This window comes from Bradyrhizobium barranii subsp. apii, from assembly GCF_011516635.5.
GTDB lineage: Bacteria > Pseudomonadota > Alphaproteobacteria > Rhizobiales > Xanthobacteraceae > Bradyrhizobium > Bradyrhizobium barranii.
Genome location: NZ_CP096255.1, coordinates 8194336 through 8221124, shown reverse-complemented (window position 1 = coordinate 8221124; position 26789 = coordinate 8194336). Strand labels below are relative to the sequence as shown.

The 26789-nt window shown below is 65.8% G+C and carries 23 protein-coding genes; 14 read left to right on the top strand and 9 right to left on the bottom strand.

Annotated features, from left to right (window positions below):
• Positions 1-23: 23 nt before the first annotated feature.
• Positions 24-1130 (bottom strand): cyanuric acid amidohydrolase, encoded by a 1107-nt coding sequence (atzD, locus tag HAP41_RS39400; RefSeq protein WP_166081270.1) that lies wholly within the window; start codon positions 1128-1130, stop codon positions 24-26.
• Between the two features lie 246 nt (positions 1131-1376).
• Here atzD and HAP41_RS39395 point away from each other — a divergent pair, with 246 nt between their 5' ends.
• From HAP41_RS39395 to HAP41_RS39380, 4 genes are all read left to right on the top strand, one after another.
• Entirely contained in the window at positions 1377-3713 is a 2337-nt protein-coding gene (locus tag HAP41_RS39395; RefSeq protein ID WP_166081272.1) for a Tex family protein, read from the top strand.
• Positions 3714-4053: 340 nt separating this feature from the next.
• On the top strand, positions 4054-4632 hold the full coding sequence (locus HAP41_RS39390) for a hypothetical protein (RefSeq protein WP_166081280.1): 579 nt from the start codon (positions 4054-4056) through the stop codon (positions 4630-4632).
• 100 nt (positions 4633-4732) lie between these two features.
• Complete coding sequence (locus HAP41_RS39385) at positions 4733-5425, top strand: response regulator transcription factor (RefSeq protein ID WP_071909649.1); 693 nt, start codon at positions 4733-4735, stop codon at positions 5423-5425.
• Complete coding sequence (locus tag HAP41_RS39380) at positions 5412-6488, top strand: sensor histidine kinase (RefSeq protein WP_166081296.1); 1077 nt, start codon at positions 5412-5414, stop codon at positions 6486-6488. Before HAP41_RS39385 ends, HAP41_RS39380 begins: the two co-directional genes overlap by 14 nt.
• Positions 6489-6500: 12 nt before the next feature.
• Here HAP41_RS39380 and HAP41_RS39375 read toward each other — a convergent pair whose 3' ends face one another.
• Positions 6501-7049: a helix-turn-helix transcriptional regulator gene (locus HAP41_RS39375; RefSeq protein ID WP_224580618.1), complete on the bottom strand. Its 549-nt coding sequence runs from the start codon at positions 7047-7049 to the stop codon at positions 6501-6503.
• A 200-nt stretch (positions 7050-7249) separates the two neighbouring features.
• Between HAP41_RS39375 and HAP41_RS39370 the strand changes: the two genes are divergently transcribed.
• The 3 genes from HAP41_RS39370 to HAP41_RS39360 all read left to right on the top strand — a co-directional run bounded on the left by HAP41_RS39370 (position 7250) and on the right by HAP41_RS39360 (position 11668).
• Positions 7250-8215, top strand: coding sequence for a VOC family protein (locus HAP41_RS39370; protein ID WP_166081305.1), 966 nt, complete (start codon positions 7250-7252; stop codon positions 8213-8215).
• Positions 8216-8280: 65 nt separating this feature from the next.
• Positions 8281-9156, top strand: coding sequence for a dihydrodipicolinate synthase family protein (locus HAP41_RS39365; protein WP_166081316.1), 876 nt, complete (start codon positions 8281-8283; stop codon positions 9154-9156).
• A gap of 187 nt (positions 9157-9343) precedes the next feature.
• Entirely contained in the window at positions 9344-11668 is a 2325-nt protein-coding gene (locus HAP41_RS39360) for a xanthine dehydrogenase family protein molybdopterin-binding subunit (RefSeq protein WP_166081333.1), read from the top strand.
• A 211-nt stretch (positions 11669-11879) separates the two neighbouring features.
• Here HAP41_RS39360 and HAP41_RS39355 read toward each other — a convergent pair whose 3' ends face one another.
• The 3 genes from HAP41_RS39355 to HAP41_RS39345 are packed head-to-tail and all read right to left on the bottom strand — an operon-like array spanning position 11880 to position 15090.
• Positions 11880-13076 carry an acyl-CoA dehydrogenase family protein gene (locus HAP41_RS39355; protein WP_166081364.1) on the bottom strand — a complete coding sequence of 399 codons (1197 nt, stop codon included), beginning with the start codon at positions 13074-13076 and terminating at the stop codon, positions 11880-11882.
• Between the two features lie 15 nt (positions 13077-13091).
• Positions 13092-14231 carry an acyl-CoA dehydrogenase family protein gene (locus tag HAP41_RS39350; protein ID WP_166081399.1) on the bottom strand — a complete coding sequence of 380 codons (1140 nt, stop codon included), beginning with the start codon at positions 14229-14231 and terminating at the stop codon, positions 13092-13094.
• Positions 14232-14235: 4 nt separating this feature from the next.
• On the bottom strand, positions 14236-15090 hold the full coding sequence (locus HAP41_RS39345; RefSeq protein WP_166081414.1) for an enoyl-CoA hydratase: 855 nt from the start codon (positions 15088-15090) through the stop codon (positions 14236-14238).
• A 171-nt stretch (positions 15091-15261) separates the two neighbouring features.
• Here HAP41_RS39345 and HAP41_RS39340 point away from each other — a divergent pair, with 171 nt between their 5' ends.
• The 6 genes from HAP41_RS39340 to HAP41_RS39315 all read left to right on the top strand — a co-directional run bounded on the left by HAP41_RS39340 (position 15262) and on the right by HAP41_RS39315 (position 20574).
• A complete protein-coding gene (locus tag HAP41_RS39340) occupies positions 15262-15870 on the top strand; it encodes a LemA family protein (protein ID WP_063985447.1) in 609 nt (202 codons plus the stop codon).
• A 132-nt stretch (positions 15871-16002) separates the two neighbouring features.
• The gene (locus HAP41_RS39335; protein ID WP_166081426.1) at positions 16003-16911 is read left to right on the top strand and encodes a TPM domain-containing protein; all 909 of its coding nucleotides are present in this window, start codon (positions 16003-16005) and stop codon (positions 16909-16911) included.
• Positions 16912-16916: 5 nt separating this feature from the next.
• Positions 16917-17414, top strand: a complete 498-nt coding sequence (locus HAP41_RS39330; RefSeq protein WP_166081436.1) for a TPM domain-containing protein — start codon at positions 16917-16919, stop codon at positions 17412-17414.
• A gap of 311 nt (positions 17415-17725) precedes the next feature.
• The gene (locus HAP41_RS39325) at positions 17726-18685 is read left to right on the top strand and encodes a hypothetical protein (RefSeq protein WP_166081457.1); all 960 of its coding nucleotides are present in this window, start codon (positions 17726-17728) and stop codon (positions 18683-18685) included.
• 93 nt (positions 18686-18778) lie between these two features.
• Positions 18779-20329: a hypothetical protein gene (locus HAP41_RS39320; RefSeq protein WP_166081465.1), complete on the top strand. Its 1551-nt coding sequence runs from the start codon at positions 18779-18781 to the stop codon at positions 20327-20329.
• A gap of 80 nt (positions 20330-20409) precedes the next feature.
• A complete protein-coding gene (locus tag HAP41_RS39315; RefSeq protein ID WP_166081473.1) occupies positions 20410-20574 on the top strand; it encodes a hypothetical protein in 165 nt (54 codons plus the stop codon).
• 124 nt (positions 20575-20698) lie between these two features.
• Here HAP41_RS39315 and HAP41_RS39310 read toward each other — a convergent pair whose 3' ends face one another.
• From HAP41_RS39310 to putA, 3 genes are all read right to left on the bottom strand, one after another.
• Positions 20699-21346: a glutathione S-transferase family protein gene (locus HAP41_RS39310; RefSeq protein WP_166081477.1), complete on the bottom strand. Its 648-nt coding sequence runs from the start codon at positions 21344-21346 to the stop codon at positions 20699-20701.
• Positions 21347-21502: 156 nt separating this feature from the next.
• Positions 21503-22708: a CaiB/BaiF CoA transferase family protein gene (locus HAP41_RS39305; RefSeq protein ID WP_166081495.1), complete on the bottom strand. Its 1206-nt coding sequence runs from the start codon at positions 22706-22708 to the stop codon at positions 21503-21505.
• 116 nt (positions 22709-22824) lie between these two features.
• On the bottom strand, positions 22825-25812 hold the full coding sequence (gene putA / locus HAP41_RS39300) for a bifunctional proline dehydrogenase/L-glutamate gamma-semialdehyde dehydrogenase PutA (RefSeq protein ID WP_166081533.1): 2988 nt from the start codon (positions 25810-25812) through the stop codon (positions 22825-22827).
• Positions 25813-25926: 114 nt separating this feature from the next.
• Between putA and HAP41_RS39295 the strand changes: the two genes are divergently transcribed.
• Positions 25927-26388, top strand: coding sequence for an Lrp/AsnC ligand binding domain-containing protein (locus tag HAP41_RS39295; RefSeq protein ID WP_166081550.1), 462 nt, complete (start codon positions 25927-25929; stop codon positions 26386-26388).
• A 170-nt stretch (positions 26389-26558) separates the two neighbouring features.
• Here the strand turns inward: HAP41_RS39295 and HAP41_RS39290 are convergent, their stop codons facing one another.
• Positions 26559-26759 carry a cold-shock protein gene (locus HAP41_RS39290; protein ID WP_008134691.1) on the bottom strand — a complete coding sequence of 67 codons (201 nt, stop codon included), beginning with the start codon at positions 26757-26759 and terminating at the stop codon, positions 26559-26561.
• Positions 26760-26789 lie beyond the last annotated feature (30 nt).

The window sequence follows — 26789 nt, the reverse complement described above, 5'->3', positions numbered from 1 at the left end:
CGGGCGGAGAGGTCGCCGCGTCATTAAGACAGCCGCGCGATCACCGCAACCGGGCCGCCGCCGGCCGGCCCCTGATGCTCGGCACCGCCGGAGACATAGACCGCGCCGGTGCCGGCGAGGCCGGCGATCAGGCCGCCGACGGCTGCGCGGGCATGGCGCGTCGAGCTGATGTCGGTATCCTCCAGCATGGTGTGGCGGAAGCCGCGCACTCTGCCATCAGGCGAGGCCTCGGCCTTGGCGAAGATATTGACGAGCTCGCGGCCCTCGGTGGCTAGCGGCGCGACGCCAAGGCCAACGCTTTTCAGCGCCGAAACCACCGCCGGGACATCGATCGCATCGTTCATCACGGCGTGGCCGATCTCGAACTCGCTCGCTGAAGACGCCGAGTTGCCGAGCACGATGATGACGTTGTGCATCAGCTCGATCCCTGACGAGGTGGACGCAACCGACGAGAACAGATCGTAGCGCCGCAGCACGTCGTCGTCGCTGATATCGGAAGCGATCTCGCCGAGCGCGACCGCGACCCCAAGCGCGGAGGCGCCGCGCGAATAGGCCATCGAGCTGTAGGCGCTGGTCGTGGCCGTCGTGTTGCCGCGCGCGTTTGCCGCTTCGACGCGGTCGCTGGTAAGCAGCGGGCATTTGATCTGCACGAAATGGACGTCGGCGGGATCGGTGATGCTGGCATCCGCCATCGCGGCAGTCACCGCCTTGGCCGTTTCCACGATCTGTGCGGAGCGGCCGATCTCTTCGGGGAGGAAGTCCCGCGTGTGCGCCATGCCGATGCTCAAGCGCTTGCCGGACATGCCTGCCGGGCGCTCAGCCTCGCGCCGCGTGAACACCGTGATATGCGGGCTGAGGACGCCTTCGGTGCCACCCGACATCACGAAGGCGATGCGCTGCTCGACCGCCTCTGGCGAAAGGCCGAGTTCTGGCGCCAGCGCGGTGCACAACGCAGCAACGGCATATTCCCGCGTAAAATCGTTGACGCCGCCATTGCCTTCGGTCTTGCCGAGGATGGCCAAAATCGTTGTCGGGTCGATCGCGCCGGAGCCGATCATGGCCATGAGGCCGGAGACGTCGCCGGGGCCGGTGGTGGCGACCCTGAAGACGCCGACCGATGCTGTCCGCATTGCAGTCCTCGTGTGGAGTTCGGTGGTCCGGCGGATGAACCAGCCGTGGAACGGACGCGCATGTCAAGGCACAAGCAGGGCGCAGGCACCCACGAATGTGGCGAGATCGCATCCGGTTCAACAAAAAAATCCTCTGTCGACGGTTGCGCGCCGCACCTTGATGAATCAACCTCGGTTGGTCCATAAGCGGCGTCCCGCTGCCGGTGGTTCGCCCCCGCGTCGCGTGCTTGATAGAGGGATTCTCGCGTGGCAAATATCAACCAGAAAATTGCGCAGGAGCTTGGGGTACGGGCGGAGCAGGTCGAGGCGACGGTGACGTTGCTCGACGGCGGCGCCACGGTTCCCTTCATCGCCCGCTACCGCAAGGAAGCGACCGGTGCGCTCGACGACGCGCAATTGCGCACCCTGGAGGAGCGCCTGGGCTATTTGCGCGAGCTCGAAGACCGCCGCAAGGCGATCCTCGAATCGGTCCGCGAGCAGGGCAAGCTCGATGCCGCGCTCGAAGCCTCCATTCTCGCCGCCGACAGCAAGGCGCGCCTCGAAGACATCTACCTGCCGTTCAAGCCGAAGCGCCGCACCAAGGCCGAGATCGCCAAGGAAGCCGGGCTCGAGCCGCTCGCCAATCAGCTGATGGCGGAGCCGGGCAACGATCCGAAGGTCGTGGCCGAAACCTTCATCAACGCCGAGAAGGGCGTGGCCGATGCCGCTGCCGCGCTCGATGGCGCCCGCGCCATCCTGGTCGAGCGCTTCGACGAGGACGCCGACCTGATCGGTGCTTTGCGCGAGGAGGTGTGGACCAACGCGCGCATGGCCTCCAAGGTGCGCGACGGCAAGAAGACCGAGGGCGAGAAGTTCGCCGATTATTTCGAGTTCTCCGAGCCGCTGACGAAGCTCCCGTCGCACCGCATCCTCGCGATGTTCCGCGGCGAGAAGGAAGAGGTCCTCGATCTCCAGATCCAGGCCGAAGCCGAAGCGTCGCCGCCGGGCGTGCCGAGCGCTTATGAATTGAAGATCATGAAGCGGTTCGGCATCGCCGACCTCAAGCGCGCCGGCGACCGCTGGCTGATCGACACCGTGCGCTGGGCCTGGCGCACCAAGATCCAGGTGCATCTCAACATCGACCTGCGCATGCGGCTGTGGAACGCCGCCGAGACCGAGGCCGTGCGCGTGTTCGCCTCCAATTTGCGCGACCTGCTGCTCGCGGCACCCGCCGGCACCCGTGTCACCATGGGCCTCGATCCCGGCTATCGCACCGGCGTCAAGGTCGCCGTCACCGACGCGACCGGCAAGGTGGTCGATACCGCCGTGATCTATCCGCACGAGCCGCAGCGGCAGTGGAACGAGGCGCTCGCGATCCTCGGCAAGCTCGCGCTGAAGCATCGTGTCGAGCTGATCGCGATCGGCAACGGCACCGCCTCGCGCGAAACCGACAAGCTCGCAGGCGATCTCGTCAAGGGCCTGGCCGAGCTGAAGATGACCAAGATCGTGGTGTCGGAAGCCGGCGCGTCGGTCTATTCGGCCTCGGCCTTCGCCTCGGAGGAGTTGCCGGGTCTCGACGTCACCCTGCGAGGCGCAGTCTCGATCGCCCGCCGTCTCCAGGACCCGCTCGCCGAGCTCGTCAAGATCGAGCCCAAGGCGATCGGCGTCGGCCAGTACCAGCACGACCTCGGCCAGGCCAAGCTCGCCAAGTCGCTCGATGCCGTGGTCGAGGACTGCGTGAACGCGGTCGGCGTCGACGTCAACACCGCCTCGGCGCCACTTCTGGCCCGCGTGTCGGGTGTCGGCTCCGGCCTGGCCTCGAGCATCGTGGCCCACCGCGACGCCAACGGCCCGTTCAAGTCGCGCAAGGCGCTGAAGGACGTGCCGCGGCTCGGCCCGAAGGCGTTCGAGCAATGCGCCGGCTTCCTGCGCATCCTCGGCGGCGAGGACCCGCTCGATGCGTCCGGCGTGCATCCGGAAGCCTATCCCGTGGTGCGCCGGATTCTCAGCGCCACCAAGAGTGACATCAAGGCGCTGATCGGCAGCAGCGAGATCGTGCGTACGCTGAAGCCGAAAGATTTCGTCGACGAGACCTTTGGTCTGCCGACCGTCACCGACATCCTGCGCGAGCTCGAGAAGCCCGGCCGCGATCCGCGTCCGGCGTTCAAGGCCGCGGTGTTCAAGGAGGGTGTCGAGGAGATCAAGCATCTCCAGAAGGGCATGGTCCTCGAGGGGACCGTGACCAACGTTGCCGCCTTCGGCGCCTTCGTCGATATCGGCGTGCACCAGGACGGCCTGGTTCACATCTCGGCGATGTCCAGGAACTACATCAAGGATCCGCGCGAGGTGGTGAAGCCCGGAGACATCGTCAAGGTGAAGGTGCTGGACTTCGAAGTCGCCCGCAAGCGCATCTCGCTGACATTGCGCCTCGACGACGAGGTCGGCGCCAAGAAGGACGCGCCCGGCATGCAGCGGGACAACAGCTCGCGAAACCCCGCGCGCATGACGTCGTCGGCCCCGCGCAACCAGGAATCCTCCGGCGGCGGTGCCCTCGCGGAGGCCATGCGCCGGGCGGCCGAGAAGAACGGCGGCAAGCGGGCGTGATACTTTAACCTCTCCCCGCTCTTGCGGGGAGAGGTCGGATCGCGCTAGCGATCCGGGTGAGGCAAGGCATGCGGCTGACCGGATCAAAGGCCCCTCCGGCTCGTAACTTGACGGTGCACGGGACAAGCGTTGCGATCACTTTTTAGATCACCTTGGCGGGACGCAGCCTCTCACCCCACCCTCTCCCCGTCAGAACGGGGTGAGGGAGCGAAAGAGCGTTCGTCCCTAACACCTGCGTCAGAATCTGGCGCGTTTGTAAGTTGAAGGTGCCTGTCCCTTCCTCTCATCTGATCCTCCTCGCGCGGCAGAAAGATCGCCGCGCAGCACGGAGGATGCTTCGATGGACAACAGGCTTCTCAAAGGCGTCACTGCGGTGACGCTCGCCGCAATGATGGCGCTCGCTTCACCTGCGCTTGCCCGTGGCGGCGGCGGCGGTGGCGGAGGGCATGGCGGTGGTGGCTTTGGCGGTGGCGGCTTCGGCGGTGGCGGCCATGGCGGCTTTGGCGGTGGCGGGCATTTCGGTGGCGGCGGAATGCATGCGGGTGGCTTCGGCGGCATGCGCGCGGGTGGTTTCGGCGGCATGGGTGGCGCGCGCTTTGCTGGCGGCCCGGGCTTCGGTGGAGCCCGCTTCGTCGGCTCGCCAATGGCTGCCCGCGCCGCCATCGGGCCGCGCTTTGCCGGTGCACCATTAGCGACCCGCGCCGCTTTCGGCCCGCGGTTTGCTGGCCCGGGCTGGCACGGCAGGCCGTTCATTGGTCGCCATGCCTTCTTCCACCGTCACCGCTTCAACCGGTTCGCTTTCGTCGGCGCGCCGTTCTTCTATGCCAACTATGGCAACTATTACGACGATGGCTGCTGGCAAAGGAGCGGGACAGCCTATGGATGGCAATGGGTCAATGTGTGCGGAGACTATTGGTAGTCGCATCGCGGTACCGCACCATTGTCGCGATCGCCACCGGGCGGTTCCGCTCAGCCCCGGAACGGGATAGTCTGGTGGCGATCGTCGCGCGGAGTTTTGCATGACCGGAGGTCACCGCCGCATTCTGGTCGTCGAGGACGATCCGGAAACCGCAGGCCAGCTCGTCGAGGAACTCACCACCTCGGGCTATGAGGTCGATCTTGCCGCGACCGGTCGTGAAGCCCTGAGCCACGGCGTCGCCCGCGACTATGCCGTGATCACCATCGACCGCATGCTGCCCGACATCGACGGCATCGCCGTGATGCGCCAGTTGCGCGACGACGGCATCGCCGCACCCTTCCTGATCATCTCCGCGCTCGGCGAGGTCGACGACCGCGTGCGCGGTTTGCGCGCCGGCGGCGATGACTATCTCGTCAAGCCGTTCTCCTTCGTCGAGCTGCTGGCGCGCCTCGAGGCGCTCGGCCGGCGCAGCGAGACCGTCGCCAAGGAAACGATTTTGCGGGTCGGCGATCTCGCCATCGACCTGATCGCGCGCAACGCCAGCCGGCGCGGCCGGAAAATTCCGCTGCTGCCGCGCGAGTTTCAGCTGCTCGAATATCTCGTCCGCAACGAGGGCCGCGTCGTCTCCCGGGCGATGCTGCTCCAGCATGTCTGGGATCTGCATTTCGATCCCTCCACCAACATCATCGACGTCTATGTCGGGCGGGTCCGCCGCAAGGTCGACGATGCCCAGGCCTATCCGCTGATCCATACCATCCGCGGCATCGGATATTGCATCCGTGCTCCTGGCTAAGACGCTCCGCTCCTCCACCTTCCGTCTGGCACTGATCGCGATCGCGGCGTTCGGCCTGATCGTCGCGGCGATCATGGCCTATGTCTATTTCGGCACGATCGCCTATGTGCAGGGCCGGGTCGGCGACGCCGGCGATCACAGCGGCTTCACCGCGATGATCGAGCTCGCGATGGTCGCCGTCGCCGTGCTGCTGGCCGTGCTGGCCGGGGTCGCGGCCGTGCTGGTGACGCGGCGCACGGTCGGACGGATCGAGGAGATCAATGCGACCAGCCGCGCCATCATGCTGTCGGGGCTCGACCGGCGCATTCCCTTACGCGGCAGTCACGACGAGTGGGACCGCGTCGCCGAAAACCTCAACCAGATGCTCGACCGCATCGAGACGCTGATGGGCGAGGTCAAGCAGGTCAGCGACAACGTCGCCCACGATCTGCGCACGCCGCTGACGCGCATGCGCGGCCGGCTGGAAAAGGCCTATCACACCCCGCGAAATGGCGAGGCCGATGCGGTGCTGATCGGCGACACCATCGCCGATCTCGATTCGGTGCTCGGCATGTTCGCTTCCATCACGCGGATCTCGGAGATCGAGACCCGCGCCCGCCGGAGTGCGTTTCGTGCGCTCGACCTCGCTGAAATCGCCGGCGAGGTCGTCGAACTCTATGACGCCGCGGCCGAGCAGGTCGCGACCCGCCTCAGCCTTGACGGCGACCGCGAGGTGGCGATTACGGGGGACCGCGACCTGCTGTTCGACGCCATCGCCAATCTGGTCGACAACGCGATCAAGCACGGCCGCGCGGGCGGGCAGGTCACGGTGACCTGTCGCAGCGCCGGCGCCGGGGCGGTGATCGCGATCGCCGACGATGGTCCGGGCATTCCCGCCGGGGAGCGCGATCACGTGTTCAAGCGCTTCTACCGGCTCGAACAGAGCCGTTACACGCCGGGCAACGGTCTGGGCTTGAGCCTGGTCGCGGCCGTTGCCGGTCTCCACGGCGCCGAGATTGCGCTGCACGACAATGCGCCGGGCCTCACGGTCCGGCTCAGCTTCCCGGCGACATCAGCGCGATAGGAGCTGACGGCGTCATAGCTCGATCACGCCGCGGCGTGCCGCATGCGCGACCGCGTCGGTGCTGCCGGTGGCATCCAGCTTGTCGAGCAGCGAACCGACGTGGAATTTGACCGTGTGCACGGAAATGCCGAGCTGGCGCGCGATCAGCTTGTTGGACGCGCCTTCCGCCATCAGCGCCAGGACATCGAGCTCGCGCTGCGTCTGCGCCGCGCTCGGCGCATCGCGATCGGTGGCGACGACGACCGACAGCGTGCCGAGGGGCGGAACGGTCGCGGCCAGCTTGACCGGCGCAAGACTGGCATCGGTGCGCAACAGCGCGATGTCGGTCGTATGGTCGCGGCCGACGATTGTGGCGGCAGCATTGCTGCCGTCGGGGAGGCTGATCTGGATATCGCCCTCGTCGGCCAGCGCTTCGTCGGCGGTGACGATCAAGCCGGGTTTCCAGACGAAGCCTGTGGCGCGGGAGCGATGCGAATGCACGGCGACGACGGATGGCGCGGTGCGCGTCACGACATCCGCGAGCGCGGACGAAAGGGAAGACAGAGGAGTTGGGGCGGTCATGGAAGGCTCCTGTAAATTGCCCTCAATCTGGGATGTCGCGGGCGATTGCGAAACTGGCCGGGTGGCCAGGACAGACGGGGCGGACCGACCTCCGCAGGGCCGCGGCCGACGAACATGTGATTGGGACGCCTTCACGGGAACGTGTAGCAATCCAGGAATTGCACTGTACGACCTCCAGCGTTTCCAGCGAGCCCCGACCGATGACCGTCGACCTCACCCGCCGCACCCTGCTTCAACTCGCCGGTGCGACCTCGCTCGCGATGGCGGCCGCCGCCGCTGCTCGGGCCGAGGGCATGCCGCAAGGCGGCGGGCCGACCTATGCCAGCCGCACTCCGATGCGGGTGGGCATGGTGACGCTCAGGGTCAAGAACCTCGACAAGGTCGCGGACTACTACCGCGACGTGATCGGGCTCACCGTGATGGAGCGCTCCGCGACCGGCGCGACGCTCGGCACGGCCGGCATCACGCTGCTCGTGCTGGAAGCCCGTCCCGAGGCCGCGATCGAGCCGCGTAATGCCGCGGGCCTCTACCACACCGCCTTCCTGATGCCGTCGCGAAAAGATCTCGCGCGCTGGCTGGTGCACGCAGCCTCGCATCGCGTGCCGCTGTCGGGCTTCGCCGATCATCTCGTCAGTGAATCCGTCTATCTCGACGACCCCGAAGGCAACGGCATCGAGGTCTATGCCGACCGCGATCCCTCGCAATGGCAGTGGAGCGAGGGCAGCGTGAAGATGGCGAGCGACGAGCTCAACATCCCTGACCTCTTGTCGCTGACCAACACGCGCGTGGCAGACTACGCCAAGGCGCCGGACGGTCTGCGCGTCGGCCACATGCATCTGCGTGTCGGCGGTCTCGCCGAGGCCGAACGGTTCTATCACGGCGCGGTCGGACTCGATCCGACCCGTCGCCGTGGCGGCGCCGCATTCCTGTCGTCGGGCCGCTATCACCATCACCTCGGCATGAACGTCTGGCAGAGTCAGGGGGCCGGCCAACGCGACGATCAGACCACGGGGCTTGCCTGGTTCTCGCTGGTGATGGCCAAGCAGGACATTCTCGCCGCGCAGGAAGAACGCCTGCGCAAAGGCGGTGCGCAGGTCACAGCGCTCGCCAACGGTCTGGAGGCCGTCGATCCCTGGGGCACGCGGGTGCGCCTGATCAGGGTTTGATCGATAGCGCGGGCATTGCTATGACCGGTCAGGCGCTAGCCAATTTTTCCGGGGTTCAGCCTGACATGCCCGATTTTCACGGCGTCTTTCCCTATCTCGTTTCGCCCGTCGATGCCGATGGCACGGTGCGCACCGAAGTCCTCGGCAAGCTCTGCGACGATTTGATCGGCGCAGGCGTGCACGGGCTAACGCCGCTGGGTTCGACTGGCGAGTTCGCCTATCTCAATGCCGCGCAACGCACCGCGATCGTGCAGACCACCATCCAGGCCGCGAAGGGCCGCGTGCCGGTTGTGGCCGGCGTCGCATCCACCTCGACGGCGGACGCAGTGGCGCAGGCGAAGGCCTACGAGAGGCTCGGCGCCAACGGCATTTTGGCGATCCTGGAAGCGTACTTCCCGCTCGCCGATGCCCAGGTCGAATCCTACTTCCGCAGCATCGCGGATGCCGTCGACATCCCCGTCGTCATCTACACCAATCCGCAATTCCAGCGCTCCGACCTCACGCTCGACATCATCGCGCGCCTCGCTGAACATCCGCGCATCGGCTACATCAAGGACGCCTCGACCAACACCGGCCGGCTGCTCTCGATCATGAACCGCTGCGGCGATGCCTTGCGGGTGTTCTCGGCCTCCGCCCATATCCCGGCGGCGGTGATGCTGATCGGCGGGCTCGGCTGGATGGCGGGACCGGCCTGCATCATCCCGCGCCAGAGCGTCGCACTCTACGACCTCTGCAAGGCCGGCCGCTGGGACGAGGCCATGGCGCTCCAGCGCAGACTGTGGCGGATCAACGAGGCCTTCGCCCGCTTCAACCTCGCCGCCTGCATCAAGGCGGGCCTTGCGATCCAGGGCTACGACGTCGGCGATCCCGTCCCGCCGCAGGCCGCGCTGTCGGCCGACGCCCGCAAGGTGGTGGAAGCGGCGTTGAGGGAGCTTTCCTAGCCGTCATGGCCGGGCTTGTCCCGGCCATCCACGCCTTGCCCTGCGGCACATAGAACGTGGATGCCCGGGACAAGCCCGGGCATGACGAATCTGTGGGTTCACCGCCCAAAACCGCGGCTGGTATGCCTCCGATCGATCCGCTAAAAGGCTGCCCGCAGTTTCGAAAAGACCCTGAGGACCCTACGGAATGAACATTCTTCCCGGCAATTTGCGTTTCGGAGCGGGCCAGCCCGTCAAGCGTTTGGAAGACCAGCGGCTGCTCACCGGGAAGGGTCAGTTCATCGACGACAAGCCGGAGGAGGGCGCGCTGTGGTTGCATGTGCTGCGCTCGCCGCATGCGCACGCGAAGATCGTCTCGATCGACACCAGCGCCGCGGCATCGATGCCGGGCGTCACCGCGATTTACACCGGCGCGGATCTCGTCAAGGACGATATCGGCACCATCCCGACCCTGAGCATCTTCAAGCGCCCCGACGGCAAGCCGATGACGGTGCCGCCGCGCCGCCTGCTCGCCCATGAGATCGTGCGTTACACCGGCGAAGCCGTGGCCGCAGTGGTGGCCGCCTCGCGCGCCGAGGCGCAGAGCGCGGCCGAGGCCATCGTGGTCGAATACGACGTGCAGCCCGCCGTGGTCGACCCCGTCGAGGCCGTAAAACCCGGCGCGCCCGTGGTGTGGCCCGAGGCGCCCGACAACATCGTCGGCGCGATGAGCTATGGCGATGCCGCCAAGGCGGACGAGGCGTTTGCCAAGGCTGCGCATACGGTCGAGCTCGACATCGTCAGTCAGCGTCTGGTGCCCTCCGCGATGGAACCGCGCTCGACCATTGCCGAGATCGACAAGAAGACCGGCCGCCTCCTCCTGCATGTGCAGTCGCAGACGCCGGCCTCGACCCGCGACGTGCTGGCGGAAGCCGTGCTCAAGCGACCCAAGGACAGCGTCCGCGTGCTGGTCGGCGACATCGGCGGCGGCTTTGGTCAGAAGACCAACCTCTATCCGGAAGACGGCATCGTCGCCTATGCCGCGACCAAGCTGAACAGGAAGATCCGCTGGCGCGGCGACCGCACCGACGAATTCGTCGGCGGCACCCACGGCCGCGATCTCACCTCGACCGCCTCCTTCGCGCTCGACGAGAAGGGCAAGGTGCTGGCCTATCGCGTCAAGTCGATCGGCTGCACCGGCGCTTACTCCTCGGGTGCGGCGAACATCATTCCGCTGGTGCTCGGGCCGTTCGTGCAGACTGGCGTCTACGATCTGCCGCTGGTGCATTTCGAGGTGCAGTCGGTGATGACCCACACCGCGCCGGTCGGCGCCTATCGCGGCGCGGGCCGGCCCGAGGCTGTGTTCATCGTCGAGCGCCTGTTCGACGCCGCCGCGCGAAAGATCGACATGGATCCGCGTGCGATCCGGAAAGCGAACTACATCAAGCCGGCGCAGCTGCCCTACACCAACGCCGCCGGTCAGGTTTACGATTCCGGCGCCTTCGCCCACATGCTCGACCGCGCCGTGAAGCTGGCCGACTGGGACGGCTTTGCCGCGCGCAAGAAGGCGGCGAAGAAGAAGGGCCTGCTCTACGGCCGTGGGCTCACGTCCTACATCGAGTGGACCGGCGGCCGCGCGCACACCGAGAAGGTCAGCCTGCACGCGACGTCGCAGGGTCGCGTCGTGCTGCATTCCGGCACCATGGCGATGGGGCAGGGGCTGCAGACCACCTACACCCAGATGATCTCCGACACGCTCGGCATTGGCATGGACAAGATCGACGTGGTCCAGGGTGACACGGATCTCGCCATGGGCTTCGGCAGCGTCGGCTCGCGCTCGCTGTTCGTCGGCGGCACGGCCGTGGCAGTTTCCTCCAACGACCTGATTCAGAAGGCGCGTGAGAAGGCCGCGAACGTGCTCGAGACCTCGGTCGAGGACATCGAATATCAGGGCGGCATGCTCACCGTGGTCGGCACCGACCGCCGCATCAGCCTGTTCGATCTCGCCGAGAAGGAGGGCGGCGCCAAGCTCAGCGTCGATTCCGAAGGTGAGGTCGATGGCCCGAGCTGGCCGAACGGCACGCATATCTGCGAGGTCGAGATCGACCCCGAGACCGGCGTGTCCAAGGTCGTGCGCTACACCACCGTCGACGACGTCGGTGTCGCCGTGAACCCGATGCTGGTCACCGGCCAGATCCATGGCGGCGTCGCGCAGGGCATCGGTCAGGCGCTGTATGAGGGCGTCTCCTATAATGCCGACGGCCAGCTCCTCACCGCGAGCTACCAGGACTATTGCATCCCCCGTGCTGACGACGTTCCGCCGATCGAGGTCACGCTCGACGACTCCGCGCCCTGCCGGACCAATCCGCTCGGCGCCAAGGGCTGCGGCGAATCCGGCGCCATCGGCGGCCCGCCCTGCGTCACCAACGGCGTGATGGACGCGCTCGCCGAGCTCGGCATCACCCAGCTGAACACGCCCCTGACGCCCCAGAAGATCTGGAAGGCGATCAAGGACGCGAAGGTGGCGGGTTAAGCGGGGCGCGTTGTTACGCCGGCTGTCGCCACACACCCAGCTGTCGTCCCGGGGCGCGCAACGCGCGAACCCGGGACCCATAACCACAGGAAGTGGTTTGGCGAAGACTCGTGGTGACCATCTCGCGCCATAACCTCACCCTGTGGTTATGGGTTCCGGATCTGCGCTTCGCTTGTCCGGGACGACAGCGAGTGCGAGGCGCCAGCGTGGCTCAAATCCCCAGCATCATCTTCGCGATGATGTCACGCTGGATCTCCGAGGTGCCGCCGAAGATCGTGTAGGCGCGGCCGTTGAGATATTCCGGCACCACCGTCAGCATCTCCTCAGGCGTCGCCGGCGCGTGGTTGAGCTTGTAGAGCGGACGCATCGGCTCGACCGCAAGGGCGTCGTGGCCGATCACGTCGGCGCCGAGCCGTGTCACGGCCTGCCGGATCTCGCTGTTGCGCAGCTTCAGGATCGACGACACCGCGCCGGGATTTTGCCCGGTCTGAAGTGCGGAGAGCACGCGCAGCTCAGTCATCTCCAGCGCGTCGATGTCGATTTCGACCTCGGAGATGCGCGTCGCGATGTCTGGGCTGTCGATTGCGCGGCCCGTCAGGTCCGACTCGGCCAGCTCCGCGATCGCCTTCAGCCCCTCGCGCAGCTTCGCCGACGCAATGCCGGAGCCGCGTTCGAACTCGAGCAGATATTTGCCGTAGGTCCAGCCTTTGCCTTCCTCGCCGACGCGATTGGCCACGGGCACACGCACATCGTCGAAGAACACCTGGTTGACCTCGTGGTCGCCGCCGATGGTCAGGATCGGGCGCGTCGTGATGCCCGGCGTTGTCATGTCGATGAGAATAAAACTGATGCCGTCCTGCTGCCGCGGTCCGTCGCTGGTGCGCACCAGCGCGAACATGCGGTTGGCGTGATGCGCGTGGGTGGTCCAGATCTTCGTGCCGTTGATGATGTAGTCGTCGCCGTCGCGCACCGCGCGCGTCTTCAGCGACGAGAGATCGGAGCCGGAGCCCGGCTCGGAATAGCCCTGGCACCAATAATCCTCGCCGGAGAGGATGCGCGGCAGATAAAAGTTCTTCTGCTCGGGCGAACCGAAGCCGATGATGACGGGCCCGACCATCTTCACGCCCATCACGTTGACATTGGGCACGCCGGCTCGTGCCGATTCAGTCTCGAAAATCCAGCGCTGCGCCGGCGTCCAGTCCGGACCGCCATATTCGACCGGCCAGCCCGGTGCGCCCCAGCCCTGCCGATGCAGCGTGCGCTGCCAGGCCATACCGATATCAGGGTCGGAGAACACCGACGGCGTCAGCGCGGTTGCGCGCTTCATCTCCTCGGTGAGGTTTTTCGCAATGAAGCCGCGCACCTCGTCCTGGAAGGCGCGCTCCTCGGTGTTGAACGAGAGGTCCATGATGCGCTCCTTGTGTCAGGCCGTGCGGCCAAGCTGGGCGTGGCGGCTGTAATGATGTGCGCTGCCGCCGAACAGCGTGTCGAAGGCGACGAGCCGCTTGAAATAGGCGCCAACCTCGAGCTCCTCGGTGACGCCCATGCCGCCATGAAGCTGGATCGACTGCTCGCCAACGAAGCGCGCGCATTTGCCGATCTTCGCTTTCGCACCGGAGGCGGCGCGGGCGCGCTCGACCGGCGGGCTATCTGCCTTCAGCGCGGCGCGCAGCGCCATCGAGCGCGCCTCGTCGACCTGCATCACCATGTCGGCGAGGCGGTGGCGGATCACCTGGTTGGCCGAGAGCGGCCGGCCAAACTGCTTTCGGATCTTGGTGTATTCCAAGGTGGTGTCGAGCAGCGTCTGCATGATGCCGACGGCTTCGGCACCGAGCGCAGCCATGGCGCGGTCAACGGCCCATTCGATCGCGGGCAGGGCGTCGTGTCCGTCGCCGAGCAGGGCATCCTCCGGCAGCTCGACGCCGGACAGCTCGATATTGCAGGCCCGTCCGCCGCCGAGACGTTCATAGTCGGTGATGACGACGCTGGGCGTCTTCGCCGGCACCAGGAACAGGCCGATCCGTCCCGAAGGTCCCTTGTGATCGTGGATATGCGCGGAGACGATGATCTCGTCGGCGGCGAGGCCGTCGAGCACCGCGATCTTGCTGCCGGCAAGGCGCCAGCCTTGCGCCGTCTTGTGGGCGACGGTCGCGACTATTGCGAGATCGAACCGCGCCGCGCGCTCGGAATGGGCGAAGGCGAGTTTCAGTGATCCGTCCGCGACCTTCGGCAGCCGCGCCTGCTTCTGCGCGGTGCTGCCGCATTTGTCGATCAGCGAGGCTCCAAGCACCACCGTTGCAACATACGGCTCCGACACCAGCCCGCGACCAAAGGCTTCCATCAGAATGCCGATCTCGACCGCGCCGCCGCCGAGCCCCTCAAACTCTTCGGGAATCGGCAGCGCCAGCCAGCCAAGCTCGGCGAACTGCTTCCAGACCGCTGGGCTGAAGCCGAGCGGGTCGTTCGCCATCTTGCGGCGGTGATCGGCATCGTAGCTCTCGGCCACGAAGCGCTCCGCGCTTTCGCGCAGCAGCCGTTGCTCGTCACTCAGGTTGAGGTCCATGTCGTTACTCCGCGGCCGCCGGCGGCTTGCGCACGGAGGGATGCAGTCCTGATGGATCGACCACCATGCCGAACTGCTGAAGGTTATGGGCGTGACAGAGCTGATGCAGCGCAAAGGCCTGGTCGATCGCGGCGGGCTGGCCCATCACATCGACCGAGCGGTTCACCGCCTCCTTGGTCAGCTTCAGCGCGAACGACGGCTTTGATGCGATCCGGCGCGCCAGCTCCAGCACCGACGCTGAAAGCTCCGCGCGCGGCACGACCCGGTTGACCATGCCGAGCTGATGCGCCTCCTGCGCACTCCATGCGTCGGCCGTGAACAGGAATTCCTTCGCCTTGCGCGGGCCGAGCTCCCAGGGATGTACGAACCATTCGACCCCGCAGACGCCCATGGTCACCACGGGATCGCAGAACTGCGCATCGTCGCTGGCGACGATGAGGTCGCAGGCCCAGGCCAGCATCAACCCGCCGGCGATGCACTTGCCGTGCACCTCGGCAATGGTCGGCTTGGCGAGGTTGCGCCAGCGCCGCGTGATCTGGAGATAGATTTCCTGTTCGCGCGCGAAGCGGCCATGCGCGTTCGGTTCGGCGAAGCCACCCCAATTTCCTACCGGCGGAAAATCGACGCCTGCGGTATTCTTGCCGCCGGGACGTAGATCGTGCCCCGAGGAGAAATGCGGCCCGTTGCCGGCGAGGATGATCACCTTGACCGCGTCGTCCTGCACCGCTTCGTCGAAGGCGGCATTGAGGTCGTAGGTCATCTGCAGGTTCTGCGCGTTGCGCGCCTCGGGCCGGTTCATCACGATCCGGACAATCGCCGGCTCCGGCCGCTCCACGAGGATGGTCTCGAACGAGCTCATCGCGTTCCCCTTGGCGTTTCCGTTCTTGTTTTGCTCAAGTTGACTATGTCGGCCAGGGATAGGCAAGGGGCTTGCGTCAGTCGGCTGCTTTTCGCGCCGCCGGCACAAGATGTCTGGCACCGCGCGCGTTCAATCTGATAGTTTACGCCAGATTTCACCGGGAGGAATTTGATGCGCAAGATCCTGACCGTGCTGGCGGCTCTGGCCTCGCTGAGCCTGACCAATTGCGGCTACAACGCCATCCAGAGCGAGGACGAGCAGATCAAGGGCAACTGGTCCGAGGTCGTGAACCAGTATCAGCGGCGCGCCGATCTCGTGCCCAATCTCGTCAACTCGGTAAAGGGCTTTGCGCAGCAGGAGAAGGACGTGCTGCTCGGCGTCACCAATGCGCGCGCCAAGGTCGGCAGCATCCAGGCGACACCCGAGGTGCTGAACGATCCCGCCGCCTTCCAGAAGTTCCAGGCCGCCCAGGGCGAGCTCTCCAGCGCGCTGTCGCGCCTCCTGGTCGTCACCGAGAACTACCCGCAGCTCAAGTCGGACGCGCTGTTCAAGGATCTGATGTCGCAGCTCGAAGGGACCGAGAACCGCATCACGGTCGCGCGCAACCGCTACATCAAGGCGGTGCAGGACTATAACGTCACCATTCGCTCCTTCCCGAGCAACCTCACCGCGATGATGTTCGGCTACAAGGAGAAGCCGAATTTCGCGGTCGAGAACGAAAAGGAGATCTCGACCGCGCCGAAGGTCGATTTCAACCCGGCGCCCGCGCCGTCGAAGTAAGCGCGCTTAGCCCCGATGCGCACCACATCCTCCGCTGTCATTCCCCGCGAAAGCGGGGAATCCAGTACGCCGCAGCTTCTCCGTAATCCGCTGGCGTCTCTGGAATACTGGATCGCCCGGTCAAGCCGGGCGATGACAGCGAGGTTGTGGCAAGCGATAGCGGTATTCGCACTCCTCCTCGCATTCAATTTCCCCGCCTTGGCCGATGTCGCGGTGCCGCAACTCACCGGCCGCGTGGTCGATCAGACTGGTACACTCTCCAGCGCCGACGTCGCCGCGCTGTCGCAAAAGCTGCGAGACTTCGAGACTCGAAAAGGCAGCCAGGTCGCCGTCCTGATTGTACCGACGACCCAGCCGGAGACGATCGAGCAGTTCTCGATCCGCGTCGCCGACGCCTGGAAGGTCGGCCGCAAGAAGGTGGACGACGGCGCGATCCTCGTCGTCGCCAAGAACGATCGCCATTTGCGCATCGAGGTCGGTTACGGCCTCGAGGGCGCGCTCACCGACGTGACGTCCCGGCGCATCATCGACGAGATCATCACGCCGAAATTCAGGACGGGCGATTTCGCCGGCGGCATCTCGGATGGCGTCGATCGCATGATCCGCGTGATCGACGGCGAGCCGCTGCCGGTACCTTCGCCGACCGTGAATTTCGGCAATCTGGACGATATTGCGCCGCTGTTCATTGTGACGCTGTTCGCCTCGATCGGGGTTGGCGGCTTCTTCCGGGCCATGCTGGGGCGGCTGCTTGGCTCATTGGCGACCGGCGGCATCATCGCAGCGCTGACCTGGCTCATTCTCGGGTCCTTTGCAATCGCGCTCGCGCTCGGAGCGCTGGGCTTCGTCATCGGCTTCATCGCCGATCTGTTTGCGGCGATGGCGCCAAGCTCGGGGTCGTCGCGCGGCGGCTCGTGGTCGAGCGGCTCCTCGGGGGGCGGCTGGAGCAGCGGATCGTCGTCCAGCGACAGCGGCGGCTTCAGTGGCGGCTTCAGTGGCGGTGGTGGCAGTTTTGGCGGCGGCGGCGCCTCGGGGAGCTGGTAGCGGTCATGAGCATCAAGCGCATTGCCAGACATCTCGTGCAGCATCATTGGCGGGCGAAGCAAATCTTCCCGCCAAAGGTGCTCGCCCGCATCGAGCAGGCGATCAAGCAGGGTGAGAGCACACATTCCGGCCAGGTCCGCTTCGTCGTCGAAGGCGCGCTCGACGGCAGGCCACTGTTCCGCAACCAGCCGGCCCGAGAGCGCGCGCTCGATGTGTTCTCTCTCTTGCGTATCTGGGACACCGCGCACAACAACGGCGTCCTGATCTATCTCCTGCTCGCCGACCGCGACGTCGAAATCGTTGCCGATCGCGGCATCGATGCGAAGGTTGGTGCGGAGGGCTGGGAGAGCATCTGCCGCGCGATGGAAGCCGAGTTCGCCTCCGGCCAGTTCGAGCACGGCGTGATCGGCGGCATCGCGGCGGTGTCGCGCGAGCTGTCGCGACATTTCCCGCCGCAGGGCCCGCATGCGAACGAGCTGCCGGATGCGCCGGTCGTGATGTGAACGGCGGCCGATGATCCACATTCCGACATTGCGAGCGTAGCGAAGCAATCCAGAGCCTTTCCGCAGTGCCTCTGGATTGCTTCGCTGCGCTCGCAATGACGGTGTGGAGGCAGCCATTCCGCGGCCGTTCATCTTCCCCCGCTTACAATTTGTTTCAGGCCCGCCACACCGGTTCCACGTTCCCGGCCCAATTCGGCCCCGGATGACTTCCTAAAATTTCGGTAAGCGGGTCCCGAAGTAAGGATTTCGCAAGCAATGAAAGTTACCAAAAGGTCAATCCAGAGTGGAGTATTCGAACTGTGAGCGAACCAATGGCTGAGCAGGCTGCTCAGGATACGAGCGTCGTGGAAGCTGCGACCGCGCCGCAGGCCGTCGAGGCTGCCGGCATCGAGGCCCCCTCGATCGCCCCCGACCATGAGTCGCCGCCCAAGCCGGATCCCGTCAAGGCGGAAGCCCCCAAGGTCGAGCCGCCGCGGATCGAGGTGCCGAAGTCCGAGACCAAGCCCGAGCCGAAGCTCGGCAAGCTCATCGTCATGGCACCGTCGGAGCGCTCCTGGGAGCGCGAAGAGTTTGCCCCGCATGTGAAGGCGGACGAGCCGCGCGAGGCCGGCGGCAAGCGCCGCGTGTCGGCGATGGCCGCGGTGGTGGCGATTGCAGCCAGTGTCGGCGCCATCAGCGGCGCGCTCGCGACCGCCGGCATGATGCATTTCGCAGCCCAGGCCCCCGCCCCGGCGCAGGTCGCCGACACCAGCGCGCTGGAATCCTCGGTTGCCCGGATCGATGCCGATGTCGTTGCACTGAAGGCGAATGTCGAGCACACCTCCAAGACTGGCCTCAGCCAGTTCAACCGGGCCAATGACCGTCTCGACAAGCTCGAGAAGGCCCAGGCCGAGCCGATGGCCAAAATCGCAAAGCTGTCCGAGACCGTCGACAAGCTCCGCGCCACGCCGCCCGCGGCCCCCACGCAGGCCGCAGCCGCCGCCGCGAAGGAGACCACCGGCTCGATCGCGCCGACCCAGGTTGCGACCGCCACCGCCGCACCGGTTCCGGCCCCTGCCGCGCCCAAGACCGAGGTCGGCCGGTTGCCGACGATCGACGGCTGGGTGCTGCGCGACGTCGCCAATGGCGGTGCGCTGATCGAGGGCCGCGGAGGCCTCTACGAGGTCTATGCCGGTGACCCCATCCCCGGAATTGGCCGCGTCGATGCGATCCGCCGTCAGGACGGCCGCTGGGTCGTCGTCACCAGCAAGGGCCTGATCGTCGCGCGCTGAGCGTTCGATATCCGACATCGAAAGAGGCGCTTCACCACCATGTGAGGCGCCTTTTGACTTGAATAGGCCGGCTTACGCGGTGTTACTGAAGGCATGAGCCGCGCGTTGCGAATTCTCCTTGCTGCCGCCGTCTTGCTTGGCGGGACTGTTTCGCTTTTCGCAGCGGAGAACGCGCCGTTGACGCGCGGCACGGCGATCATCGATCCCGATCTGCTCCGCAAGCTCGACCAGAACGATTCGCTTACGATCTCGCGCCTGCTATGGCCGGAGCGGAACGCACACGTTCCGCTGACGACCGATTTGCTGTTCTCGTCGCTGTCGCAGCTCAAGGGAATTCCACCCGCGATCGACGCGGAGTTCGACCGCTACATCATCAGGCAGAAGGCGGCGTACCCGACCGAGACCATCGGCGTCGGCGAAGGCTTTGACGTGCAGCTGTTCGATCGGGCCAATCTCAAATCCCGCGACACCCGCTTCGTGCTGGCGGGCATCGTCAATCGCATGGACCGCGCCTATGTCGCGGAGGAGTCGTGCGGCGAGATCAGGCTGATTTATCGGCTGGTGCGTTTCGAGAGTAAGCCGGAAGGTGGCAAGACCGCAACGCGCCTGCCGATGACGTTCAATCTGGTGATGAAGGCACGCGATGCGCGCCAGACCGATGCGAACGGAAAGCCTGTTACCTGCACCGAGGTCGCGCGGCGCTGGCTCGACAATGGCGACTGGCAGGGGCTGATCGGCGGCGGCATCTCCCCTTCCGACGCCATGCTCGATCGCATCGAGACCAATATCCAGATCTCGATCGCGCCGAAATCGGCACTGCACGATTTCCGCTCCGACTATCTGCTCAAGGTGTTCAAATATAACGCCGCAACGAAGACGTTCGAGGAATCGACGCTGGAGAACCAGATCGATCTCGACCGCATCCTCGCCGACAACGATCTTCGACGTGACTTCAAGGCCTGGCTGCTTGCGCCGGAAAATCTCCGCGAGTTCGATCGCGGCACGGTGCTGATCCCCGAGACATTCCTGGCCAAGGCCGCGGTGGTGCCGACGCCGGCGGGCCTTGACGCTTCGCCATTGCAGCCGGAGTTCGGCATGGTGCAAGGGGAGGACAGGGACAGCAACAAGGGCGAGCCGGTCTTCACCGACAACGACGTGGTCGGCGCGCTGAAGCAGGCGGCGGCGCGTGGCATCGACATGCAGAACGTCCGCTCGGTCGCGGGCTTCCAGCGCCGCCTCAACGACGTCACCTGCGCCGGCTGCCACCAGACCCGCGGCATCGGCGGCTTCCATTTTCCGGGCGTCGATTGGCTGGCGGACAAGCCGTCGAATTCCACCATCGTGCCGGCCTCGCCGCACTTCTTCGGCGACCAGGTCCGCCGCCGCGACATCCTGACCGCATTCGCCGTGGGCAAACGCCCTGATTTCTCACGCGGATTTGCCAGCCGGCCGCAGACCCGCGGCAGCGGGGAGCTGGCCGGCACCGAATATCAGGATGGCTGGGGTGCCCATTGTGCCCTGCAAAATGCGGGATCGGGAGCGCCGGATAAGAGTTTTACGTCATGGAGCTGTGCTAAAGGTCTCACCTGTCAGGCTGCCGCGGCATCGAGCCGCATCGGCATGTGCTTCATCAAGACGCGTTAGCGCGTGATCCGGAAAAGTGTGTAGCGGTTTTTCGAAAAGATCACGCGCCAGATAAAACCCGCAACCGGTTTGGATGACCCATGACTGAGACCAGCGACGCCGACAAGGAGCGCAATCGCGAGATCGCGCGCAATGAGGAAGCCAAGCAGGTCACCGGCAGCATCCGCGTCAGCACATGGGCGGTCGCGGTGGTCGTGATCGTCGGCGGGATTTTGTTCACGCTGGGCTGGCTGGCGCTGCGGTAAGCCGGGCTTTCTTTCGTCATGCCCGGGCTTGTCCCGGGCATCCACGTTCCGGTGTCCGCGCTCAAGATCGTGGATGGCCGGGACAAGCCCGGCCATGGCGGCTCGGAGAGTTCAGCGCTAACGCTCACTTCGCGTAGTTCGTCATCCGCTGTCCCGGCAGCAGCTCATAGGCCGGCTTCCAGCCGGGCAGCGCGGCCATGCGGCCGAGCCAGGCGTGAATGGCAGGGTGGCTCGCCGCGAAATCAAAACCGTGCTCGTCGCTCGGATAGTGCAGGTAGGCCATCATCGAGATATCGGCGACCGTCGGCCTCGTCCCGATCGCAAAGGCATTGTGCTGGAGATGTCCGTCGAGAATGCCGAGGAAGTCCTCGAGCCGCCGGCGAAAATGCTTCAGCACCTGCGGATCGTTTTTCTCGGTGAACGCCCGCATGAAGCGATAGGTCGCCATGTAACCCGTGAGCTTGTGGTTGTCCCAGAACAGCCAGCGCAGCAGCTCGAACTTCTCGTCCTCGGTCTCGGCGCCGAAACGGCCGTACTGCCCGGCAAGCTTCAGCAGCAATGGCGCGGTCTGCGTCATCTTCACGCCGTCGACCTCGAGCACGGGAATCTCCCCCATCGCGTTCACGGCCTTGCGCCATTCCGCCGTGCGCGTGACGCCGCCGCCAAAATCGGTCCACACCGGCTCGAACGTCTCGCCGCAAAGCGTCAGCATCAACGCCAGCTTGTAGCTGTTGCCGGATTCCGGGAAGTAGTGCAGGCGGTAGCTGGGCATGAGGGCCTCGCGGCGGGATCTTTGCCGATCGTTATACCGGGATGCTTCCACGCCGTCATTGCGAGCGCAGCGAAGCAATCCAGCAATGCATCCGCGGTGGGATTCTGGATTGCTTCGCTGCGCTCGCAATGACGAGATTGCGGGAGCGTGCCAACCCTAACCAACAGCTCCCGAACCCCGCAGCTGCTTGATCGCCTTCTCGTCGTATCCCGCGCCGCGCAAAATCTCGTCACTGTGCTCGCCGACGGCGGGCGGCTTGCGCGGCTGGACCTTCTTGGCGCCGTCGATCCAGATCGGGCTGGAGATGGTGAGCATGGTGTCGTTCTCGAACGGCACCAGCACCTCGTTGTCGAGCATCTGCTTGTCGTTGGGGATGTCGTCGAGAATGCCGACGATGCCGAACACGAGGCCGTTGCCGTCGAGAATTTTTCGCCATTCAGCGAGATCCCTGGTGGCAAACGTCTCGTCGAAGATCTTGATCAGCTCGACCGAGCGGGCGTGTCGGTCAGCCTTGGTGGCGAAGCGCGGATCGGTGATCAGGTCTTCGCGTCCCAGGCATTTGGCGAGCGTCGGAAACTGCTTCTCCTCGCTCAGCAGCGACAGGATCAGCCAGCGGCCGTCCCTGCACTGGTAGTGGTTGGCGACCGCATTCAGCGCGCGCTCGCGAGGCCGCCGCTCGGCGAACCTGGCGCCGCAGAGCTTGGCCTGCGCCAGCGTGCCCGCGGCCCACACCCCGTTCGCCATCAGATTGGAGGCGACATGCGAGCCCTTGCCGGTCTTCTCGCGCTGATACAGCGCGGTGACGATGGCGCCATAGAACGCCATGGCGCAGGGATGGTCGCCCATGCCGGCGACCGAGCGAGCCGGCGTCGTGTGGGTGTCGGCGCGGACGAGGTCCATCAGGCCGGAGCGCGCCCAATAGGCGTTGCTGTCGAAGCCGGGCTTGTTGGCCTCTTCGCCCTTCTCGCCATAGCCGGTGAAGGAGGCGTAGATCAGCCGGTCGTTGAGATGGGCGAGGTGGTCATAGGTGATACCGAGCTTGGCGCGCACCGGCGGCGGCATGTTGGTGATGAAGACGTCGGCCTCTTCGACCAGCTTGTAGAGCACGGCCTGCGCCTCGGGCTTTGCGAGGTCGAGCGCGATGCTCTTCTTGTTGCGCGCCTCCAGCAGCCAGGCGAAATTGTGCTCGCTGGTCGGATAGCCCGGAATGTTGGGCAGATTGCGGTAGGGGTCGCCGGCGCCGGGCGGCTCGATCTTGATGACGTCGGCGCCGAAATCCGACAGCACGGTCGCGGCCGCGGGCGCTGCGATGAAGCTCGCGCAGTCCAGAACCTTGAGCCCTGCAAAAATGCCCTTTTCCATCGCGGCGTAGCTCCCTCGCTCTTGTTGTTTCCCGCGCGCTGGAATTGGCGCGGGCCAAGTCATGGCAGCATTAGACCGATGTTTTGCCGGGATGCAACGGCGCCAGGCGCAGGGCTTCACTCCTCCCCCGCAAGCAGCGCGGCATTGCCGCCGGCTGCCGCGGTGTTGATCGTCACCGTCTGCTCGGTCGCAAAGCGCGCGAGATAATGCGGGCCGCCCGCTTTCGGGCCGGTTCCGGACAGCCCGTTGCCGCCGAATGGCTGCACGCCGACCACGGCGCCGATCATGTTGCGGTTGACATAGATGTTGCCGACCTGCACGCGATCGATGATCGCCTCGATGGTGTCGTCGATCCGGGAGTGAACGCCGAGCGTAAGTCCATAACCGCTGCGCTCGATCGCTTGCAGGACGCGGTTGAGGTTTTCCGCGCGATAGCGCACGACGTGCAGGATCGGGCCGAACACCTCCTCGGTGAGTTGGCCGGCGTCCTTGAGCTCGAAAATGTGCGGGGCGACGAAGCAGCCCTCCGGCGCCGTGCCGGCAAAGTGCAGACGCGCCTCGCTCTTCATCCGCGCGATATGCGCATCGAGGCGCTGCTTGGCCTCGGCGTCGATCACTGGACCGACGTGGGTCGCGACATCTGCGGGATCACCAATTCTGAGTTCGCGCGCCGCGCCCGCGATCATCTCGATCATGCGGTCGGCGACATCCTCCTGCACGAACAGCAGCCGCAGCGCCGAGCAGCGCTGGCCGGCGGAGCGGAAGGCCGAGGTCACGACGTCGTCGGCGACCTGCTCGGGCAGCGCGGTTGCATCCGCGATCATGGCGTTGATGCCGCCGGTCTCCGCGATCAGCGGCACGATCGGCCCGTCCTTGGCGGCGAGCGTCCGGTTGATCAGGCGCGCGACCTCGGTCGAGCCGGTGAAGACGACGCCGGCGATGTCGGCATGCGCGGTCAGCACGGCGCCGATGCGGCCGTCGCCGGTGACGAGATGCAGCGCGCTCCTGGGAATGCCGGCCTCGTGCAGCAGGGCCACGGCCTCACGCGCGATGCGCGGCGTCTGCTCGGCGGGTTTTGCGACGACGCTGTTGCCGGCCATCAATGCCGCGGTGACCTGGCCCAGGAAGATCGCCAGTGGAAAATTCCACGGCGAGATAGCGACGAAGGCGCCGCGCCCGCGCATGGCGAGCGCATTGCTCTCGCCGGTCGGGCCCGGCATGGCGGGATCAACGCCGAACAGCTTTCGACCCTGCGCGGCATAGTAGCGGCAGAAGTCGGCGGCCTCGCGCAGCTCCGATAGCGCATCGTCCAGCGTCTTGCCGCCCTCGGCTTGCAGCAGCGCGATGAAATGGACGCTCCGGCTCTCCAACAGATGCGCGGCCTGCTCCAGTGCGGCCGCGCGCGTGGCCGCCGGCGTTCGGCTCCAGGCGGCAAAACCGGCGCGCGCAGCCGTCACCGCCGCGTTGGCCTGGCCCGGCGTTGTGTCGGCGATGGGCTTGAGGTTGGTGGCCTCGGCCTTCACGTCCGCCAGCAGCCGGTCGAGCGCCGCGCGCGCGCCGAATTCAACGCCGCGCGAATTGCGCCGCTCCGGCGCGAACAGATCGCCCGGCAGCGGAATTTTGGGATGGGCCGCCGCTTGCGGCCGGACGATGGCATCGGCCGGACGCTGCAACAGCGCGACAACCGGCACGCGATAGTCGGCCGCCTGCGCCACGAACGACGAGTTGGCGCCGTTCTCCAGCAGCCGCCGCACCAGATAGGCGAGCAGGTCGCGATGGCTGCCGACCGGGGCATAGGTACGATAGGCGATATCAGGATGATCCTTGGCGAGCTGTTCATAAAGCGCTTCGCCCATGCCGTGCAGGCGCTGGAATTCGAAGCCGCCGCCATCTTGCGCAAGCTCCAGCACGGTCGCGACCGTCAGCGCGTTGTGGGTGGCGAATTGCGGAAAGATGCGTGGCCGCAGACTCAAAAGCTTCGAAGCGCAGGCGACGTAGTTCAGATCCGTCATCGCCTTGCGCGTGAACACGGGATAGCCGTCCAGCCCGCGCTCCTGCGCGCGCTTGATCTCGGTGTCCCAATAGGCGCCCTTGACCAGCCGCACCATCAGCTTGCGGGCGAGCGCGTCGACATAGTCGATCACGGCGCTCGCGCGCTTCTGATAGGCCTGGATCGCCAGCCCAAAGCCGTCCCAGCCGCTGAGCGAGGGGTCGGCGAGCGTCGCCGCGATCACGTCGAGCGACAGCTCCAGCCGGTCGGCTTCCTCGGCATCGACGGTGAAGTTCAAATCATGGGCCTTGGCGCGCTGCGCCAGGTCCAGCAGTTGCGGTACCAACTCGCCCATCACGCGGTTGCGGCTGATCGCCTCGAAGCGCGGATGCAGCGCCGAGAGCTTGACGGAGATGCCGGGACGGTCGGGCAGGGGATGGCTGCCCGCCGCCTTGCCGATGGTCTCGATCGCGCTGGCATAGGCGTCGAAATAGCGCCTGGCGTCCGCCGCGGTGCGCGCGCCTTCGCCGAGCATGTCGAAGGAGTAGCGCGTCTTCTGACCGGAGCGCGGACGGCCTCGCTCCAGCGCCTGCTCGATGGTCTCGCCCAGCACGAAATGATTGCCCATCAGCCGCATCGCCTGGCGCGTGGCGGTGCGCACCGCCGGCGCGCCCAGCCGCTTCACCAGCCGGCCGATGGTGCCGTCGGGCGTCTCGCCGGGCTGGATCACCCGCGCCGAGAGGCCGAGCGCCCAGGCCGAGGCATTGACCAGGAAGGCCGTGGACTTGGTCTCGTGGTGGATGAAGTCGCCTTCGCCGAGCTTGTCCTCGATGAACTGGTCGGCGGTGCGCGCGTCGGGCACGCGGAGCAGCGCCTCGGCCAGCACCATCAGGGCGAGCCCCTCCTTGGTCGAGAGCGCGAACTCCCGCAGCATGTCCTCGACCCCGCCAAGCCGGTCGTCGCGCTTGCGGATCGCCTCGATCAGCCGCGTCGCGGTGCGGTCGACCCGCGCCTCCTGCGGCGGACTGAGATGCGAAGCCGGCAAGAGCTGCGCGGCAAGCTCGGCATCGTCGGGCGCGTAGGGGGCGGTGAAGGGCGGCGGGATGTTGGGCATGGCGTGTCCTGTGGCTCGAATCCAGGATAAGGCCCGCTAGACCGTAGTTCGATAGACAAGTTAGCCAATTTGCCTTAGGAAATGAAGATCATTGGCGTATTGGCCGCATAAAATATGGAACTCGATCGAATCGACCGGAAGATTCTCTCAATTCTGCAGCAGGACGGGCGCATCGCCAATGTCGAGCTCGCCGAACGCATCGGGCTGTCGCCGACCTCGGTCGGCGAGCGGCTGAAGCGGTTGCAGCGGGAGGGCTTTGTCGAGGGCTACGGCGCGCGGCTCAATCCGCACCGGCTCGGCCTGGGGCTTCTGGTGTTCGTCGAGGTGCTGCTCGACAAGACCACGCCCGACATTTTCGAGCGGTTCGCGCGCGCGGTGAAACTCGCGCCCGAGGTGCTGGAGTGTCACATGGTTGCAGGCGGCTTCGACTATCTTGTGAAGGCGCGGCTTGCGGACATGACCGCCTATCGACGCTTTCTCGGCGAGACGTTGCTGTCGATGCCGGGCGTGCGCGAGACGCGAACCTATGCCGTGATGGAAGAGATCAAGCGCGACGCACCATTGCCGGTGGACTAACGAAGGGCCGTCGCGATTGTCATTGCTGTGGCGTTGAACGAGCGGTCTTCGCGGGAAAATAGCTCTCCGTGTGCAATCGCAACGCCTGTCGTCGAATGCACTGGCCGTCTTCTAAAATTTTTTTGGCCCGGCTCCCGGACAGATCCGGGAGGCAGCAAAGGCTGCCGGGCTTATACTTTGAGGTTCTCTGCGGAGGTCTTGCCCCGGTTTGCGATCTCTTCGTATTCCACCGTCTGTCCTTCGTTCAGGGACGACAGACCGGCTTTCTGCACTGCCGAGATATGCACGAACACATCCTTGCCGCCCGACGCAGGCTGGATAAATCCATAACCCTTCGTCGGGTTGAACCACTTGACCGTACCTTTAGCCATCACGTCTTCTCCGCGGGTCTTCCTCCGAGA